The sequence below is a fragment of the Paenarthrobacter sp. YAF11_1 genome, assembly GCF_052113445.1.
GTDB lineage: Bacteria > Actinomycetota > Actinomycetes > Actinomycetales > Micrococcaceae > Arthrobacter.
In genome coordinates, this window is sequence record NZ_JBFRDF010000005.1 from 1 (window position 1) to 16,179 (window position 16,179).

The following is a 16,179-nucleotide window of genomic DNA, read 5'->3' on the forward strand; positions in this document are numbered from 1 at the left end:
GCGCACGGTGCACCATGACCGCGGCGTTCCACCGCATGTACGCACGGTACCGGCGCTCGAACTCCTCGTTCCCCGGGAACTGCGCTTCCTGGTCCACCGGGATCGTGTTCACATAATCAGTGGTCGTCACCATCGGCACACCCACCGACCTCGCACCAGCACGCTGGAGCAAACTCCGCATAATGTACTGGGCACGCTCGGTACCCTGCTCCGCGATCAACGCATCAAGGGACTCAATCCACTCCGCGGTCTCTTCCGGATCACGATCAGGCAGCTGGGCAGTCAACCCGCTGAGGATGTGTGAGGTCTCTTCTCCTGCAGCCACGTCCAACCTCTCTTCATTGAATGTCTGGGCGCTTGCTCTGTGGGGGCGCTCATGGAATTTCGTATTGTGAGAATAAAATTCTGCAATTCGAGATTACGTCCGCTGATGGGCAGCGTCAACACGGATTGCGTATCCGAAACAGTCAACTGGGAAACCGCTGCCCAAGCAACCGAATGTGACCCTGCATACACCTGGAACCCTTGACGTTACGTGACCTGAGTCATAGAGTGCTTTCACTATTCAATAACTAGATTCCGCATTGTGGAATCAGTATGAAGTGGAGATCCACGATGCAGACGACTTCATCAGTCGGCGTCACTGAGACTCCGGGAGACAAGGACGCAGGTGGCCCCAACCACCCGGTCGTGGGCAACACCGACCTCTGCGCCATTGCTTCCGAAGCATCAGGCCGTACCATCAGCCCCAGTCTTTACAACATCGACCTCGCTCCCACCAAGGCCAAGGGCCGCAAGTGGACCAGCTACAGCATCTTTACCCTCTGGGCCAACGACGTCCACAGCCTGGGTAATTATGCCTTCGCCATCGGCCTGTTCTCCCTTGGTTTGGGCGGCTGGCAGATTCTGGTGGCCCTCGGAATCGGCGCCATCCTCCTTTTCGCCCTCCTGAACTTCTCGGGGTTCATGGGCGAAAAGACCGGCGTACCCTTCCCGGTCATGAGCCGCATCAGCTTCGGCATCCGCGGGGCACAGATTGCCAGCCTCGTCCGCGGCGCCGTTGCCGTGGCGTGGTTCGGCATCCAGACCTACCTGGCTTCGGTGGTCCTCCGCGTCATGCTGGTGGCCATGGCCCCCGGACTGAAGGACCTGGACAGCAACTCCATTCTCGGCCTCTCCACCTTGGGGTGGCTCTCCTTCGTGGCGCTGTGGATTGTCCAGCTGGTCATCGTCAGCTTCGGCATGGAAATGATCCGTAAATACGAGGCCTTCGCCGGCCCCGTCATCCTGGTGACCATGGCTGCGATCGCGGTGTGGGTCTTCATCGAAGCCGGCGGAGCCATCCAGTGGAGCGGCATCAAGGGTCTGGAAGGCACCGAAATGTGGCTCACCATCTTTGCCGGTGGTGCACTGTGGGTTTCCATCTACGGAACGTTCGTCCTGAACTTTTGCGACTTCACGCGTTCGTCGGCTTCCAAGAAGTCGATCGTCAAGGGCAACTTCTGGGGCATCCCCATCAACATGCTGGTCTTCGGCGCAATCGTCGTGGTCATGGCCGGTGGGCAGTACAAGATCAACGGCACTGTCATCGAGAGCCCCTCGGACATCGTCCAGAGCATCCCGAACACGCTCCTGCTGGTCCTGGCCTGCCTCGCCCTGCTGATCCTGACCGTCGCCGTGAACCTGATGGCCAATTTCGTGGCTCCGGTTTACGCCCTGACCAACTTGTTCCCGCGGCACCTGAACTTCCGCAAGGCGGCGTGGGTCAGTGGAACCATTGGCCTGGTGATCCTCCCGTGGAACCTCTACAACAACCCGATTGTGATCGTGTACTTCCTGGGTGGCCTCGGCGCGCTGCTTGGCCCGCTGTTCGGCGTGGTCATGGCCGACTACTGGCTGGTCCGCCGCGGCAAGGTCAACGTCCCCGAGCTCTATACCGAGGACCCCAAGGGTGCCTACTTCTACAAGCGCGGTGTGAACCCGAAAGCAATCATCGCGATGCTTCCGGCAGCCGGCCTCGCCATCGCTATCGCCTTCATTCCCGGGCTGGCAGCAGCTGCACCGTTCGCGTGGTTCATCGGAGCCGGCGTCGCCGCCCTGACGTACTTCGCTGTCGCGGATAAGAAACAGGTCCACGAGGACGTCTCCGGCGAGCCGATCGCTGTCGCCAGCACCCACTGACTCATCGAGCATCAAGGCGTCGCCCGTACTCCCCGGTTCATCGGGCAGGACGGGCGCTGCCGTTGAGAGGAACCCCCATGCGCATCCTTGTCGCAAACGTCAACACCACCCAGTCCATGACGGACTCCATCGCAGCCCAGGCCCGTGCGGTGGCCGCTCCTGGTACCGAGATCATCGGTATCACCCCGCGTTTCGGCGCCGACTCCTGCGAGGGAAACTTTGAGAGCTACCTCGCCGCGATCGCCGTCATGGATGCCGTGGTCAACTACCCCGAGCCTTTCGATGCCGTCATCCAGGCCGGCTATGGCGAGCACGGCCGCGAGGGCCTCCAGGAACTCCTGGATGTCCCCGTGGTCGATATCACCGAGGCCGCAGCCAGCACCGCGATGTTCCTGGGCCACAAGTATTCGGTGGTCACCACACTGGACCGCGCGGTGCCGCTCATCGAGGACCGCCTCAAACTCGCCGGCCTGGAAGCGCGCTGCGCTTCTGTGAGGGCCAGTGGCATGGCCGTGCTGGAACTCGAGGAATTCCCGGAGCGTGCTGTCGAGGCGATCGTGGGCCAGGCCGAGGAAGCAGTGAACAGTGACAAAGCCGAAGTGATCGTCCTCGGCTGCGGCGGCATGGCCGGACTCGACGAGGAGATCCGCCAGCGCACCGGCGTCCCCGTTGTGGACGGAGTGGCCGCAGCAGTCACCATTGCCGAGTCCCTGGTCCGCCTTGGCCTGTCCACGTCCAAGGTCAGGACATATGCCACGCCGCGTCCGAAGACTGTCATAGGCTGGCCGATAACCTCAGCCCAAGCAACCTCAGCCCAAGCAACCTCAGCCCAAGCAACCTCACCCCAGCCTGCCGACGCCGCACGCTGACGCTGCCACCCGCATTTCCCCGAAAGGCAACCACATGACTGACTCCAGCCCGCCCACAGACCCGAGGGTCGCCGTCGTCACCGGGGCAGGTTCGGGGATCGGGCGGGCCGTCGCCCGGCTGATGCTCTCCGATGGCTACAGGGTGGCGCTGGCGGGGCGTCGTGAGGCGCAACTGCTGGAGACTGCCGGTGACCATCCGGAGGCGTTTGCGGTTCCGTGCGACGTGACAGCGCCCGACGACGTCGCGCGCCTTTTCGCGGAGGTCCGCCAGCGCTGGGGCCGGGTTGATGTGCTGTTCAACAACGCAGGGATCTTTGGGCCGGCCGGAGACGTCGGCGAGATCAGTGTGGACGACTGGAATGCGACGCTGCAGGTTAATGTGACCGGCTCCATGCTGTGTGCCGCCGAAGCTGTGCGGACCATGAAAGCCCAAGAGCCCCGGGGTGGCCGCATCATCAACAACGGCTCCATTTCGGCGCATTCGCCCAGGCCCAGGTCTGTGGCGTACACCGTGACCAAGCATGCGATGACGGGCCTGACCAAGAGCATCGAGCTCGACGGTCGGGAGTTTGGCATCACCTGCGGGCAGATCGACATCGGTAATACCCGCACCGAAATCATGGACACCATCGGCGTGGGCTCCGGGGCGCTGCAGGCCGACGGCAGCCGGAAGGTGGAGCCCATGTTCCCCGTGGACGACGCCGCCCGGGCTGTGCTGATGATGGCCAACATGCCGGCGTCGGCCAGTGTGGGTTCCCTGGTGGTAACGGCTGCCGGCATGCCATTCGTGGGCCGCGGCTAGCGTCAACCACCCGTCCCGCGTGGGTGCTCGCGTACCGCCACCACCCACTTTGATTTCTGAATGCCCGTGACACGCCTGCGAAGGGGTGTGTCGCGGGCATTTCTGCGCCAAAGGCGGTGATGGAGGAGCGGGCACTCGCCCTCCAAACCGAATGTGACTTCCACAATACGGAATAACATTTTCCCCTTGCGGAATGGTGTGAGCGGGATTACATTTGAAAAACCCCCTCAAAATGTGGGGCTGTTCCCAACTGATTGGTTCAGATCAATGAAGATCCCAGACTCCGCGGCGCTGAAGGCGAGTTCGGCCCCGCAGAAGAAAAAGCGGCTGTACCAGTCGCTCTTTTTTCAAATCCTGATCGCCGTCGTCGCAGGTGTACTCATCGGTCATTTTTGGCCGACCATTGGGTCAGCCCTCCGGCCACTGGGCGATGGATTCATTCAACTCATCAAAATGATCATCGCTCCGCTGATTTTCCTCGTGATCGTCACGGGCATCTCGGCAGTGGGCGACGTCAAGGCGGTCGGAAGGGTCGGGGTCAAGGCGCTCCTGTACTTCACCGGCGCCACTCTTTTCGCCCTCGTCTTCGGGCTCATCGTCGGAAATATCGTTCAGCCTGGTGCTGGCCTTAATATCGACCCCGCTACGCTCTCCCAGGACGCACTGAACGCCAAGACCGGAAACGCGCCTCCCAAGGACGCCGCAGCGTTCATCCTGGATGTCATTCCCGTCAGCGTGATCGGTGCTTTTGCCAACAACAGCCTGCTTCAGGTGCTGTTCTTCTCAGTCTTCTTCGGCGCCGCCATTGTGGTCATCGGCCGCGAGCGTTGCCTGCCGGTCATCAGCCTCATGGAAACCGTCCTGGAGCTGATCTTCAAGATCATGTCCTGGATCATGAGGGTGGCCCCCATCGGTGCCTTCGGTGCCATGGCCTTCATCATTGGCCAGTACGGGATCAGCACTCTGAGCACCTATGCTCTCCTGATAGCCGCCTGCTACGGAGCAGCCATCATCTTTATCGGCTTGCTGTTCGTGGTGGCCTGGGGCTTCGCCCGCGTTCCGCTGTGGCAGTTCCTCAAGTACACCCGTGAAGAGTTCCTGCTGGCACTGGGCACTGCGTCCACAGAAGCTGTGATGCCGCGCATCATGACCAAGCTGACCAACGCCGGTTGCTCCCGTGCCACCACCGGCCTGGTAGTTCCTACCGGCTATTCCTTCAACCTCGACGGCGCCGCGATCTACCTTTCGATTTCGCTGCTGTTCCTGGCACAGGCGTTCGGCCACAATCTTGATCTCGGCCAGCAGCTGGCTGCCCTGGGTGTGCTGCTCCTGACCTCCAAGGGCATGGCGGGCGTACCGGGTTCGTCCTTCCTGGCACTCTCCGCTACCGCTGCCGCCCTCGGTATCTTCCCGGTTGCCGGCGTCGCCCTCCTTCTCGGAGCCGACCGCCTCATGGACTCCATGCGCGTCGTAGTGAACCTGCTCGGCAACTGTGTGGCAACGTTCGTGGTCGCCAAATGGGAAGGCCAGTTCGACCGCAGCGTTATGCTCCGCGCTTTCAACGGTGAGATCACCAACGAGGACACGGCCATCATGCTCGGCAAGGAAGACGTCTATGCACAGCAGGAACTGGATCGCATCAGCGGTGGCCAGGAGCCCTCGCCGAAGTTCCGCGGCGGTCCTGCCGCCAGCGACATCCCGCAGTTCGAGATGAGCAAGAAGGGGCAGTCAACAACCCCGGTCTGCCCGGACTAACCGGATAGTTTTGTACAGCTGATGCCCTTAAGACACGGTCTTAGGGGCATCAGCTGTACAAAAACTCCCTAGAGCGGGAGCAGTTCGGAGAGGTTCGCGCGTAGGCCGGACGCGGTCACCCGGTGGGTTGAAACCGCGTCCGCCCACGACAGACTGCCGGTCACCAAGGAAAGCCACGTGGCGGCGTCGCACTCGATCACGTTCGGGGGAGTTCCGCGCGTGTGGCGGGGACCCTCCACACATTGGGTGACGCCGAAGGGCGGCACCCGGACCTCCACCGAATTGCCGGGCGCGCGGGCGGTGACTTCCTCCAGGGAGTAGCGGACCGCCGTCGCAATTAACGAGCGCGACGGCGCGTTCCCGGCGGCGGCACCCGGCGAACCGGCGGCAGTACCGGAAGGTTCGACGGCGGCCCGCCAGGCTGCCAGCGCGGCGCGGCCTTCCTCAATGTCGACGCGGCGTCGTGCAACGGCCAAGGGTTCTCTCCTCAGAGATCTAGTCGAGCAGGGCTGAGACAGCGTGGCCCAGCCGGATTTTGCCCACGGTGCGTCCGCCTCCGAGGACGGGCTCCACTATGCGTTCCAGGACATTGGAAACGGCAGGGATGTCCACGGCGCCGCTCACGGCCAGGAGGGTGAGCCCCACCAAGGACGTTGCGCGGAGGTTCCCGTCCAGCATCTTCACGGCCACCGTTGCGCCGGTGGATGTGGCCAGGACCAGAATGCCCTCGGCACCGATTTTGGCCAGGACCTCGAGTTCTTCCATGACGATCGTGTTGGACTCGCCCGTTCCTTGGACGGCCCAGGGGTAGTCGAGCATGGAGGTGGCGATGGTGGCGGCCCGGGCGTTGGACGTTTTATCCCCCGGAGACTTGGCCAAACGGGAGTACGCACGGGCCAGTCCGGTCAGCGAGATTGCGGCAACGGGAGCGCCGCAACCGTCGATCCCCAGGTGGGAGATGGTTTCGCCGCTGTATTCCTCAATGACGGACCGGACCCTCTGCTGGAGGGGGTGGTTCGGCTCAAGGTAGCTGCGGAGGTCCCAGCCGTTTTCGGTGCAGGCCCACAGGAAAGCGGCGTGCTTGCCGGAGCAGTTGAAGGCCAGCTTGGACTGACCCCGCTCCGACCGGACCAGCCAGTTGCGGGCAGTCTCGTCCTGCGGCCAAGCGGTGGGGCACTGGAGGTTCTCTTCCTTCACGCCCGCCGCTTTGAGCATTCCCTCCACAACGTCCATGTGATCCAGGGATCCGGTGTGGCTGCCGCACGCAACAGCAACCTGTGCGCCACGCAGGGGCACACCGGACTGCATGGAGGCCAGGGCTTGGAAGGGCTTGAGGGTGGAGCGGGCCAGGATGGGGGCATCGATGTCACCAAGACGGGTGACCACCGAGCCGTCGCCGGCGAGAACAACGGCCGCGCCGATGTGCCGGGACTCAATAAAGCCACTTCGTTCGATCACTGCCAGTTCCACCGCGGACTCAACGTTGAACGTTTCATGCGAACTCATGGGCATAAGCCAAGTCTAGGGCGCGGCAGGGTCCGGTGAATGACACAGCTTAGGCCGCGGGCCCTTCACAAAGTACCCTTGAGGACTGTGAAGGTACTCGTCATTGGCCCAGGCGGCCGCGAACACGCCATTGTCCGCTCTCTGCTTGAAGATCCCAACGTTTCCGAGGTCCACGCGGCCCCGGGCAACGCGGGCATCAGCAAACTCGTTCCCACCCATGCGATTGACGGGAACAACCCGGAAGCCGTGTCTGCCCTCGCCATCAAGCTGGGCGTGGACCTGGTTGTCGTAGGACCCGAGGCGCCGCTGGCTGCCGGTGTGTCCGACGCCGTCCGCGAAGCCGGCATCCCGGTGTTCGGTCCCAGCAAGGAAGCTGCCCAGCTGGAGGCTTCCAAGGCCTTCGCCAAGCAGATCATGGCCGAAGCCAACGTCCCTACGGCCATGGCCCGCGTGGCCACCAACGCCGAGGAAGCTGCAGACGCCCTGGACACGTTCGGCGCACCGCACGTAGTTAAGGACGACGGCCTGGCCGCCGGCAAGGGCGTGGTGGTCACCAAGGACCGCGCCGAAGCCCTGGCACACGCCCAAGCGTGCTTCGACGCCGGTGGAACCGTGGTCATCGAGGAGTTCCTCGACGGCCCCGAGGTTTCCCTGTTCGTCCTCTGCGACGGCCGCACCACCGTCCCGCTCTCCCCGGCGCAGGACTTCAAGCGCATCTTCGACAACGACGAAGGCCCCAACACCGGCGGCATGGGCGCGTACACCCCGCTTGAGTGGGCTCCTGCAGGGCTGGTCCAGGAAGTCATCGACCGCGTGGCGCAGCCCACCGTGGACGAGATGGCGCGCCGCGGCACCCCCTTTGTCGGCGTGCTCTACTGCGGCCTGGCACTGACCTCGCGCGGTACCCGCGTCATTGAGTTCAACGTCCGCTTCGGCGATCCCGAGACACAGGCTGTCCTGGCCCGCCTCAAGACCCCGCTCGGGGCGCTGCTGCTGGCAGCTGCCAAGGGCGAACTGGACACCGCAGAAGAGCTGCGCTGGTCCAAGGACACTGCAGTCGCCGTCGTCGTGGCCGCCGAAAACTATCCTGACGCGCCCCGCACCGGCGACCGCATCCGCGGCCTGAAGAAGGTTGACGAGTTGGACGGCGTTCACGTGGTCCACGCCGGCACCAAACTGGATGACGAAGGCAAAGTGGTCTCCGCAGGTGGTCGCGTCCTGGCCGTTGTTGCGCTCGGTTCGGATCTGGTGGAGGCCCGCGAAAAAGCGTACGACGGCGTCGAGCTGGTTCAGCTTGAAGGCTCACAGTTCCGTACGGACATCGGAGGCAAAGCCGCACGCGGCGAAATCCGCGTGCCGTACACCGCCACCGGCACCATCCCGAAAGTGCAGGCCTGAGCATGACTGACGGCATCCCCACGGGCGGCTTCAAAACTGAAACGTTGGACCTGCCGGGTTGGACGCACGTTTACTCCGGCAAGGTCCGCGACCTCTACGTCCCGGCCGACGAAGCCATCACGGAGAAGATCGGCCAGGAGTGCGTCCTGGTGGTAGCCAGTGACCGCATCAGCGCGTACGACCACGTGTTGAGCAGCGAAATCCCGGACAAGGGCCGCGTCCTGACCCAGCTGAGCCTATGGTGGTTCGACCAGTTGGACGTTGAGCACCACGTGCTGGCGTCCACGGTTGAGGGTGGCGTTCCTGCCGCCGTCGAGGGCCGGGCCATGATCTGCAAGAAGCTGGACATGTTCCCGGTGGAGTGCATTGCCCGCGGCTACCTCACTGGCTCCGGCCTGGTGGAGTACAAGGAATCCGGCACGGTCTGCGAGATCCCGTTGCCCGAAGGCCTCGTGGATGGTTCCCGCCTGGACGAAGCCCTGTTCACGCCGTCGGCCAAGGCCGAGGTGGGCGAGCACGACGTCAACATCACCTACGACGACGTCGTGGCCATGGTGGGCGACGACATCGCAGCCCGCCTCAGCGAGTTGACTTTGAAGATCTACACCCGCGCCGAGGAGATAGCCCGCGAACGCGGCATCATCCTGGCCGACACCAAGGTGGAGTTCGGCATTGATGCAGCCACTGGCATCATCACGCTGGGCGACGAAGTCCTGACCCCGGATTCTTCACGGTTCTGGGAAGCGTCCACGTACGCGCCGGGCAAGTCGCAGCCCTCCTATGACAAGCAGTACGTCCGCGACTGGCTGACGTCAGCCGAGTCCGGCTGGGACAAGTCCTCGGACACCCCGCCGCCGGCATTGCCCGCCGAGGTAGTGGAGCGTACCCGCGCGCGTTACGTGGAGGCTTACGAGAAGCTGACGGGCCGCACCTTCGCCTAGGCACCCAACTGAGTCGCAGTTCAGGCCGTTTTTGAGCTCTCAGAACGGCCTGAACTGCGACTTACTTGGGTTAAATCAGGCTTCCGAGTGTTCTTTCGCGGCACGGCGCTCGGCCAGGCGGATCTCGAGGACGGCATCCATGGCTTGCTGGACCCTGTCTGAGGCTCCGGCAGCGCTGAAGTCGTGCTGGGCCTCTTCGAGGAACTGCAGTGCCTCAGAGGCTTCGCCGGCGGCTTTCAACGACTTGCCGAGCAGCAGCGAGACTTCGCCGGCCGTGTGCCTGGCCAGGACCTTGCGGTCTGCATGGATTTCGCGGAGTTTGTCGACGGCGGCCGGAATGTCACCGGTCAGGTACAGCCAGCGGGCGCGGATGAAGGCGACCTCCAGTTGGTCGGTCTTGTTTCCGCCCACAATGGACAGCGCGAGTTCCGCACGCTCAATGGCGGAGAGGGTTTCCGGTTCCACGATCCCCGAGGATAGGCGGACCGCTGCGGATGCTTTGTTGAAGCGGGCCCACAGTTCGATGTCGTTGGCGGGGGAGAGGAGCTTGGCTGCGCGCTCGTGGTGCTTGATGCCCTCCACATAGTCGTGGCGCATGAAGGCCACGTTGCCCACCACCCAGGCCACTTCGCCTGCGAGTTGGGACATGGAGTGCTCGTCCATGTGCTCGATCATGGCCAGGCAGTACGTCCACGCTTCATCCAGCTTGCCGCTCTCGGCAAGCGCGCCGATCAGCGCGCGGTGCGCGCCGATGATGAGCGTGGATCCCTTGGGCAGCTGCTCGCTGAGCTTGACGGCTTGCTTGGCATGCTCGACGGCGGTGGCCAGCTGACCTTGTCCGTGACACACCGCGGCAAGCATCTGCCAGGCGCGCACTCCCAGGCCGGCGGATTCGGTGGCCATGGGGTGTTCCAGGAGGTGCTCAACGATTTGCTGGCATTCCTTCAGCTGCCCCTGCTTCATGACGCATTCGGCCTGCATGTACGTCATGTTCCACCAAGCGCTGTTGTTCTTGGCCTCGAGGGCGATCTGCGCGGCGGTGGCGGCGTGGCTGGCGGCAAGTTGGTAGTCCCGGAGGTCCCAGGCTTGCCGGGCGTAGAGCCCGGCGAGGACGTACTCGGCGTCGCTCACGGAAACGGGTTGGCTCCACGCTTCCAAGGCTTTGGGCGCGAGTTCAAGCCGGCGTGCCAGTTCTTCGATGACCTCAGCCGTTGGTTCTCGACGGCCTGTTTCGAGCAGCGAAATGTAGCTGGGCGAATACAGGTTTTTGCCGAGTTCTGCCTGCGTTAACCCACGTTCGAGCCGTTCGGCACGTAGCTTCTCGCCGAATCCGTTTCCCACGGGTCCCTCCTACAGGTGTCTTTTGACCAAAACCTTGACAGTCTCTGTGGAAAACATTTTACAATGTATGTCAACAGGGACCGTGCAATTTCCGTAACGAATCCGACTCGCATTGGGGTACTACATCATGTTCAAGAAAATCATTGCTTCAGTAGCCGTGGCAGGCGCACTGACGTTCGCGGTCGCGGCTCCCGGTGTGGTCTCTGCTGCTCCCGCAGCCGATTCCAGCACTGTCAGTGCTATTGGCAACTGGCCCGATCCTATGCGCGCAAGCGTCACAGCGCCGAGCAAGGACACGACCACCGTTGAACCGACATATTCAACCATGTCGATCGGCAACTGGCCGGATCCCATGTAAATCAATTGTAGTAAAAGAAACCCCGGAGCGTGACGAGCGATGCTCCGGGGTTTTCTTTTTGCTCATTCGCAAGGGCAGGGAAACACAAAAGAGGGTCTTCCATGTGGAAGACCCTCTTTGTTTTGGTCGGGATGACAGGATTTGAACCTGCGACCTCTTCGTCCCGAACGAAGCGCGCTACCAAGCTGCGCTACATCCCGATCCGCTGCGAAAGCAACTGTTCAAGAATAGCCGAAACGTCCCGTGATGCGAAATCGAGGAGCCGGTGTGCCTCGTCACAGCCGCAGGGCCGCGAAAGCTACACCAGGGAGTCCCGCCAGGCCCCGTGCAGCTGGGCAAAGCGCCCGCCTCCACTGATCAACTCGGCGGGCGTTCCGTCCTCCACGATGCGGCCGTCGTGGACCACCAGAACCCTGTCGGCTGTCTCTACGGTGGAGAGGCGGTGGGCGATGATGATTGCTGTGCGGGCGGAGTTCCCGCCGGCTACGCCTTCCAAGAGCTGGGCGAGGCCCTGCTGAACCATCCGCTCGGACGGAATGTCCAGGGAGGACGTTGCTTCGTCAAGGATCAGCACGGCAGGTGCGGCAAGGAAGGCCCGGGCGAAACCAATGAGCTGTCGCTGGCCTGAAGACACCCGCCCGCCGCGCTTGTTGACGTCCGTGTCGTAGCCCTCGGGCAGGCTGGTGATGAACTCGTGGGCTCCCACAGCGGCCGCAGCAGCTTCAATCTCGGCCCTCGACGCCTCAGGCCGGCCCAACGCGATGTTGTCCGCCACGGAGCCACTGAACAGGAACGCTTCCTGGGTCACCATGACTACCGCACGGCGGAGGTCGGTAGTCGCCAGGTCCCGTAGGTCCACCCCATCCAAGGTGATGGAACCGGACGTGACGTCATAGAAGCGGGCCACGAGCTTAGCCAGCGTGGACTTGCCGGCACCTGTCTGGCCCACCAGCGCGATAGTTTGTCCCGCCGGGATGTGCAGATCCAGGGTAGGAACAACCACGTGGCCGTCGCTGTAGCCAAACTCCACGCCCTTGAAGTCGATCTCACCCCGGGAACTCTTCAACGGCACCGGGTTCTTGGGCGGACGGACCGTGGGAACTTCTTCGAGGAGCCCGGATACCTTCTCCAACGCTGCCTGTGCGCTCTGGAAGGAGTTGTAGAACATCGCCATCTGGTCCACCGGCTGGAAGAACCGCTTGGTGGACAGGATCAGGGCCAGCAGGACGCCGACGGCGAGGTCGCCACCCAGGACGCGGAAGCCACCCAACAGCAGGACCACGGCGACGCAGACGTTGCCGATCAGCACCAGACCCGGCTGGAAAATGCCGTTCAGGTTGATGGAGCGGACGGTGTTCTTCCGGTAATCCTCAGCCAACTCGCCGTACCGGTCAGCGTTTTCGGACTCCTTGCGGAAGGCCTTCACAGCGCGGATGCCGGTCATGGTCTCCACGAAGTGGACGATCAACCTGGCAGACACCACCCGTGATTCGCGGAAGGCGATCTGCGAGTGCTTCTGGTACCAACGGGCCAGGAAGAACATGGGTACGCCGGCAGCCAGCATGATCAAACCGCTGCGCCAATCCAGCGCAAACACCGTGACTGCCGTGAAGAGCATGAACAGCATGCCTGATGCCAAAGAGCTGACACCGGAGTCCAGGAGTTCGCGGAGTGCTTCAAGGTCCGAGGTCTGCCGGGCAATGATGCGCCCGGACGTGTATTTCTCGTGGAACTCAAGGCTCAGCCGCTGCGTGTGCCGGAAAACGCGCAGCCGGAGATCCAGGAGCATGGCTTGACTCAGCCGGGCCGTGGAGGTCACGTACAGCGCAGTCATGCCGGCGGTGGCGATCGCAGCGGCCAGGTACAGGGCTCCGGCCCACACCAAGGGGCCGTTATTGCCCGACTGGAGCGCGGGAAGGGCGTTGTCAATGCCGAAGGCGATCAGTGCGGGCCCGGCAACGCGGGTGAGCTGCGAGACCACCACCATCACGATCGTCAGCCAGAAACGCAACCGAACCGGGCGGATGAGCGAGGCAAGCAAGGCGAGCGACCGGCGTCGTACGGCTTTGCTGTCTGCTTTGGTGAGGAGCGTGTTGTCCTCGTTGGCGGTTCCAAACGTTGCGGCACTCACCGGCGTGCCTCCTCTGCTTCTTCGAGCTCGTCCAGTTCGGTGTCCAGGTCCTTGGGACCGGTGTCCAGGCTGGCGATGACGTAGCGGTAATGATCGTTGTCGGCCAGCAGTTCCGTATGGGTCCCGACGGCGGTGATGGTTCCGTTTTCGAGCAACGCCACCCGGTCCGCCAGAGCCACAGTGGAAGGGCGGTGCGCGACGATCAACGTGGTGGTCTCGCGCAGGACTTCCCGCAAACGGGCCTCTACGCGTTCCTCGGTGTTCACGTCCAGCGCGGACAGGGGATCGTCCAGGACCAGGACCCTCGGCTTGGCAGCGATGGCACGGGCCAGGGCAATGCGCTGGCGTTGGCCGCCGGAGAGGCTTAACCCCTCTTCGCCGATGAGCGTGTCCACGCCGTCGGGCAACGAGTAGGCAAACTGGGCCTGCGCTACGTCCAGGGCTTCATCCAAGGCGGCGTCGCTCGGATCGGGAGCGCCCAGGAGAACGTTGTCGCGCACCGAACTGGAGAACAACGTGGTGTCCTCGAAGGCCACGGCGACGATCCTGCGGAGCTCGTCAATGTCGTAGTCGCGGACATCCACGCCGTCGATGGTCACGGCGCCCTGGGTCACGTCGTACAGGCGGGGGACCAGTTGGAGCATGGCACTCTTGCCGCTGCCGGTGATGCCCACCAGGGCCATGGTCTCGCCCGGGCGGATATCCAGGGTGAGGTCGTGCAGGAGCGAACCGCCGTCGTCGAACCCGAAACCCGCATGCTCAAAGCGCAAGGCGCCCTTTACCGTTTCCGGCACCGTGGCCTGGCTCGGCGAGGTGATGGTGTTCTCCGTGTCCATGACTTCGAAATGGCGGTCCAGGGCGGTCTTCGCGGTCAGTGCCATGGCAAGGAGCATGCCCGAGAATTCCACGGGCGTGGCCACCACGGCGGCGGTTGCGAAGAAGGCCACCAGCGCGCCGATGCTCAGCTCCCCGCTGGCTGCGAGCATGATGCCCACCACCAAACCGACGCCCAAGGCCAGCTCCGGAAGGAGCGTGACCACCAAGGTGAAGCCGGCTTGCTGTTTGGCCTTCGCTATCTCGGTCTGGCGAAGTTCCTCGGCCTGGCCGTTGAAGTTTTCCAGTGCTTCGCGGCTCCGGCCGAAGGCCTTCAGGACGCGGATGCCGTGGACGGATTCCTCCACGGTGGTGGCGAGGTCGCCGGCCTGGTCCTGGCTCAGGCGGGTGACCAGGCTGAAGCGGCGGCGGAAGCGGAAGGAGTTGATCATGATCGGCACGGCCGCGCCCAGGAAAATCAGCGCCAGTTGCCAGCTCATGGAGAACATCACGCCAACGCCGATGATCACCGTCAGCGTGGTGACCACCAGCATGATCGCGCCGAAGGCCATCCAGCGGCGCAGGAAGCTCAGGTCCGTCATGGCACGGGAGAGCAGCTGGCCCGAACCCCAGCGGTCGTGGAACGCCACGGTGAGCTGCTGCAAGTGCCCGTACAGGGTCACGCGCATCCTGGTCTCAACGGTGGTGGCGGGGTTGATGACGAACTGCCGGCGCAACGCCACCAGGCCGGCTTCAGCCACACCCAACGCAAGAATCACGACGGCGGCGATCCAGACTGCGTCCGTGGAACCGCCGGGCTGCAAAGAGTTGTTGACGAGGACCCGCAGTACCTGCGGGATCGTCAGTGCAACAATGCTCGCGAGCAAGGCGCAGATCAGGCCCATGAACAGGCGGGGGAGGATGGGCCGCACATGAGGGTACAGGCGGCCGACGGAGGTGAAAAATGACGTTTGCTTGGACATGCCCGCTTCTCAACAGCTGGATCTTCAGATGGTGCGGAGGTAGTTTCCCGTAGCAACTACCCTATGTCATGGCGTGATTCGTTTCACAGGTCAACGCAACGTAGGTGAAATGTTTGACCCAGTTATTGAGGATCGTAATGATCCCTCTGCGTTTAGCTGCGTGCCGTGAGGGTGAGCAGGACTGCCTCCGGGCGGCAGGCGATCCGGACTGGCGCGAAACGCGACGTACCGATACCGCCGGAGACGTTCACTGGTGTGGTGAATTCATTACTTTCCCAGTCGTGGAGGCCTTTTGCGCGCCACGTGGGGAGGTCGCAGTTGGAGACCAAGGCGCCGTAGCCGGGGATGCAGATCTGACCGCCGTGCGTGTGGCCGGCGAGGATCAGGTCTGCTCCGGCCTCGGTGAAGTGGTCCAGCACGCGCTGGTACGGAGCGTGAATGACGCCGACCTTCAGATGGCGGCGCGCATCCTGGTTGACGGTTCCGCGGGGCCAGCCGGCGTAGCGTTCCCGTTTGAGGTGCGGGTCGTCGATTCCGGAGAAATCGAAGCGCAGTCCGTTGAGGACCACTGACTGGGCGCGGTTGGTGAGATCGATCCACCCGCCCATGCCGAACGCAGAGCGGAGCTTTGGCCAGTCGAGCTTGATAGGTTCAGTTTTGAGCTTTGACGGCCCGCGGAAATATCCCGCCGGGTTCTTGATTCTTGGCGCGTAGTAGTCATTGGATCCCGGCACGAAAACGCCTGGGAATTCCAACAGCGGGCGCAGGGCCTGGATCAAGGGGTCGACGGCTTTGATGTGGCTCAGGTTGTCGCCGGTGTTGACCACAAGGTCGGGTTTCAGATCCGCCAACGACTGGAGCCACTGGGCCTTCTTGTCCTGACCTGGAACGAAGTGGATATCGCTCAGGTGGAGGACCCGGAACGGCGCTGAGCCCTCAGGGAGGATCGGCAGGGTTTCGTGGCGGACCTCGAACTGGTCCTTCTCCCACCAGCCATAGGCAGCTGCTGCCGCGCCGGCTGTTGCACCGAGGGCTGTAGTGACGGCGAAACCGCGCCCGACGGTGCGGACGCGGTTTGCCAGTGAATCACGGAAGGACACG

Annotated in this window: 13 protein-coding genes, 1 tRNA gene and 1 pseudogene; 7 read left to right on the forward strand and 8 right to left on the reverse strand. The window is 63.2% G+C overall.

The features are described from left to right. Window positions 1-325 (reverse strand): annotated as a pseudogene (locus AB4Y77_RS09855) (pyruvate dehydrogenase (acetyl-transferring), homodimeric type); the annotation flags it as partial. Window positions 326-615: 290 nt separating this feature from the next. Between AB4Y77_RS09855 and AB4Y77_RS09860 the strand changes: the two are divergent. The 4 genes from AB4Y77_RS09860 to AB4Y77_RS09875 all read left to right on the forward strand — a co-directional run bounded on the left by AB4Y77_RS09860 (window position 616) and on the right by AB4Y77_RS09875 (window position 5,607). Continuing rightward, a complete protein-coding gene (locus tag AB4Y77_RS09860; RefSeq protein ID WP_311215380.1) occupies window positions 616-2,181 on the forward strand; it encodes an NCS1 family nucleobase:cation symporter-1 in 1,566 nt (521 codons plus the stop codon). 77 nt (window positions 2,182-2,258) lie between these two features. Next, complete coding sequence (locus tag AB4Y77_RS09865; protein WP_442013790.1) at window positions 2,259-3,050, forward strand: aspartate/glutamate racemase family protein; 792 nt, start codon at window positions 2,259-2,261, stop codon at window positions 3,048-3,050. 34 nt (window positions 3,051-3,084) lie between these two features. Continuing rightward, window positions 3,085-3,852: an SDR family oxidoreductase gene (locus AB4Y77_RS09870; RefSeq protein WP_442013791.1), complete on the forward strand. Its 768-nt coding sequence runs from the start codon at window positions 3,085-3,087 to the stop codon at window positions 3,850-3,852. Window positions 3,853-4,119: 267 nt separating this feature from the next. Further along, on the forward strand, window positions 4,120-5,607 hold the full coding sequence (locus AB4Y77_RS09875; RefSeq protein ID WP_311215377.1) for a cation:dicarboxylate symporter family transporter: 1,488 nt from the start codon (window positions 4,120-4,122) through the stop codon (window positions 5,605-5,607). A gap of 68 nt (window positions 5,608-5,675) precedes the next feature. Here AB4Y77_RS09875 and AB4Y77_RS09880 read toward each other — a convergent pair whose 3' ends face one another. Further along, entirely contained in the window at window positions 5,676-6,083 is a 408-nt protein-coding gene (locus AB4Y77_RS09880; protein ID WP_442013792.1) for a sterol carrier family protein, read from the reverse strand. A gap of 19 nt (window positions 6,084-6,102) precedes the next feature. Then, window positions 6,103-7,119: an asparaginase gene (locus AB4Y77_RS09885; protein ID WP_442013793.1), complete on the reverse strand. Its 1,017-nt coding sequence runs from the start codon at window positions 7,117-7,119 to the stop codon at window positions 6,103-6,105. Window positions 7,120-7,152: 33 nt separating this feature from the next. Here AB4Y77_RS09885 and purD point away from each other — a divergent pair, with 33 nt between their 5' ends. Both purD and AB4Y77_RS09895 read left to right on the forward strand, forming a co-directional pair. Continuing rightward, entirely contained in the window at window positions 7,153-8,511 is a 1,359-nt protein-coding gene (purD, locus tag AB4Y77_RS09890; RefSeq protein ID WP_442013794.1) for a phosphoribosylamine--glycine ligase, read from the forward strand. A 2-nt stretch (window positions 8,512-8,513) separates the two neighbouring features. Beyond that, window positions 8,514-9,452 (forward strand): phosphoribosylaminoimidazolesuccinocarboxamide synthase, encoded by a 939-nt coding sequence (locus tag AB4Y77_RS09895; RefSeq protein ID WP_442013795.1) that lies wholly within the window; start codon window positions 8,514-8,516, stop codon window positions 9,450-9,452. Between the two features lie 75 nt (window positions 9,453-9,527). Here AB4Y77_RS09895 and AB4Y77_RS09900 read toward each other — a convergent pair whose 3' ends face one another. After that, on the reverse strand, window positions 9,528-10,793 hold the full coding sequence (locus AB4Y77_RS09900) for a helix-turn-helix transcriptional regulator (protein ID WP_311215372.1): 1,266 nt from the start codon (window positions 10,791-10,793) through the stop codon (window positions 9,528-9,530). Window positions 10,794-10,920: 127 nt separating this feature from the next. On the opposite strand from AB4Y77_RS09900, the gene AB4Y77_RS09905 reads away from it, so the two are divergent. Then, a complete protein-coding gene (locus tag AB4Y77_RS09905; protein WP_311215371.1) occupies window positions 10,921-11,151 on the forward strand; it encodes a hypothetical protein in 231 nt (76 codons plus the stop codon). Between the two features lie 123 nt (window positions 11,152-11,274). Here the strand turns inward: AB4Y77_RS09905 and AB4Y77_RS09910 are convergent. The 4 genes from AB4Y77_RS09910 to AB4Y77_RS09925 form a co-directional block, all read right to left on the reverse strand. Next, a tRNA-Pro gene (locus tag AB4Y77_RS09910) sits at window positions 11,275-11,351 on the reverse strand. Between the two features lie 98 nt (window positions 11,352-11,449). Continuing rightward, the gene (locus AB4Y77_RS09915; RefSeq protein ID WP_442013796.1) at window positions 11,450-13,282 is read right to left on the reverse strand and encodes an ABC transporter ATP-binding protein; all 1,833 of its coding nucleotides are present in this window, start codon (window positions 13,280-13,282) and stop codon (window positions 11,450-11,452) included. Continuing rightward, on the reverse strand, window positions 13,279-15,078 hold the full coding sequence (locus tag AB4Y77_RS09920; RefSeq protein WP_442013797.1) for an ABC transporter ATP-binding protein: 1,800 nt from the start codon (window positions 15,076-15,078) through the stop codon (window positions 13,279-13,281). Before AB4Y77_RS09920 ends, AB4Y77_RS09915 begins: the two co-directional genes overlap by 4 nt. A gap of 152 nt (window positions 15,079-15,230) precedes the next feature. Beyond that, window positions 15,231-16,178 (reverse strand): metallophosphoesterase, encoded by a 948-nt coding sequence (locus AB4Y77_RS09925; protein ID WP_442013798.1) that lies wholly within the window; start codon window positions 16,176-16,178, stop codon window positions 15,231-15,233. Window position 16,179: the final 1 nt, after the last annotated feature.

Bases quoted from the DNA above. Each gene is read 5' to 3' on its own strand.
- AB4Y77_RS09860 (WP_311215380.1), top strand. From the start codon at position 616: ATGCAGACGACTTCATCAGTCGGCGTCACTGAGACTCCGGGAGACAAG.
- AB4Y77_RS09865 (WP_442013790.1), top strand. From the start codon at position 2,259: ATGCGCATCCTTGTCGCAAACGTCAACACCACCCAGTCCATGACGGAC.
- AB4Y77_RS09870 (WP_442013791.1), top strand. From the start codon at position 3,085: ATGACTGACTCCAGCCCGCCCACAGACCCGAGGGTCGCCGTCGTCACC.
- AB4Y77_RS09875 (WP_311215377.1), top strand. From the start codon at position 4,120: ATGAAGATCCCAGACTCCGCGGCGCTGAAGGCGAGTTCGGCCCCGCAG.
- AB4Y77_RS09885 (WP_442013793.1), bottom strand. From the start codon at position 7,119: ATGCCCATGAGTTCGCATGAAACGTTCAACGTTGAGTCCGCGGTGGAA.
- purD (WP_442013794.1), top strand. From the start codon at position 7,153: ATGACACAGCTTAGGCCGCGGGCCCTTCACAAAGTACCCTTGAGGACT.
- AB4Y77_RS09895 (WP_442013795.1), top strand. From the start codon at position 8,514: ATGACTGACGGCATCCCCACGGGCGGCTTCAAAACTGAAACGTTGGAC.
- AB4Y77_RS09905 (WP_311215371.1), top strand. From the start codon at position 10,921: ATGTTCAAGAAAATCATTGCTTCAGTAGCCGTGGCAGGCGCACTGACG.
- AB4Y77_RS09920 (WP_442013797.1), bottom strand. From the start codon at position 15,078: ATGTCCAAGCAAACGTCATTTTTCACCTCCGTCGGCCGCCTGTACCCT.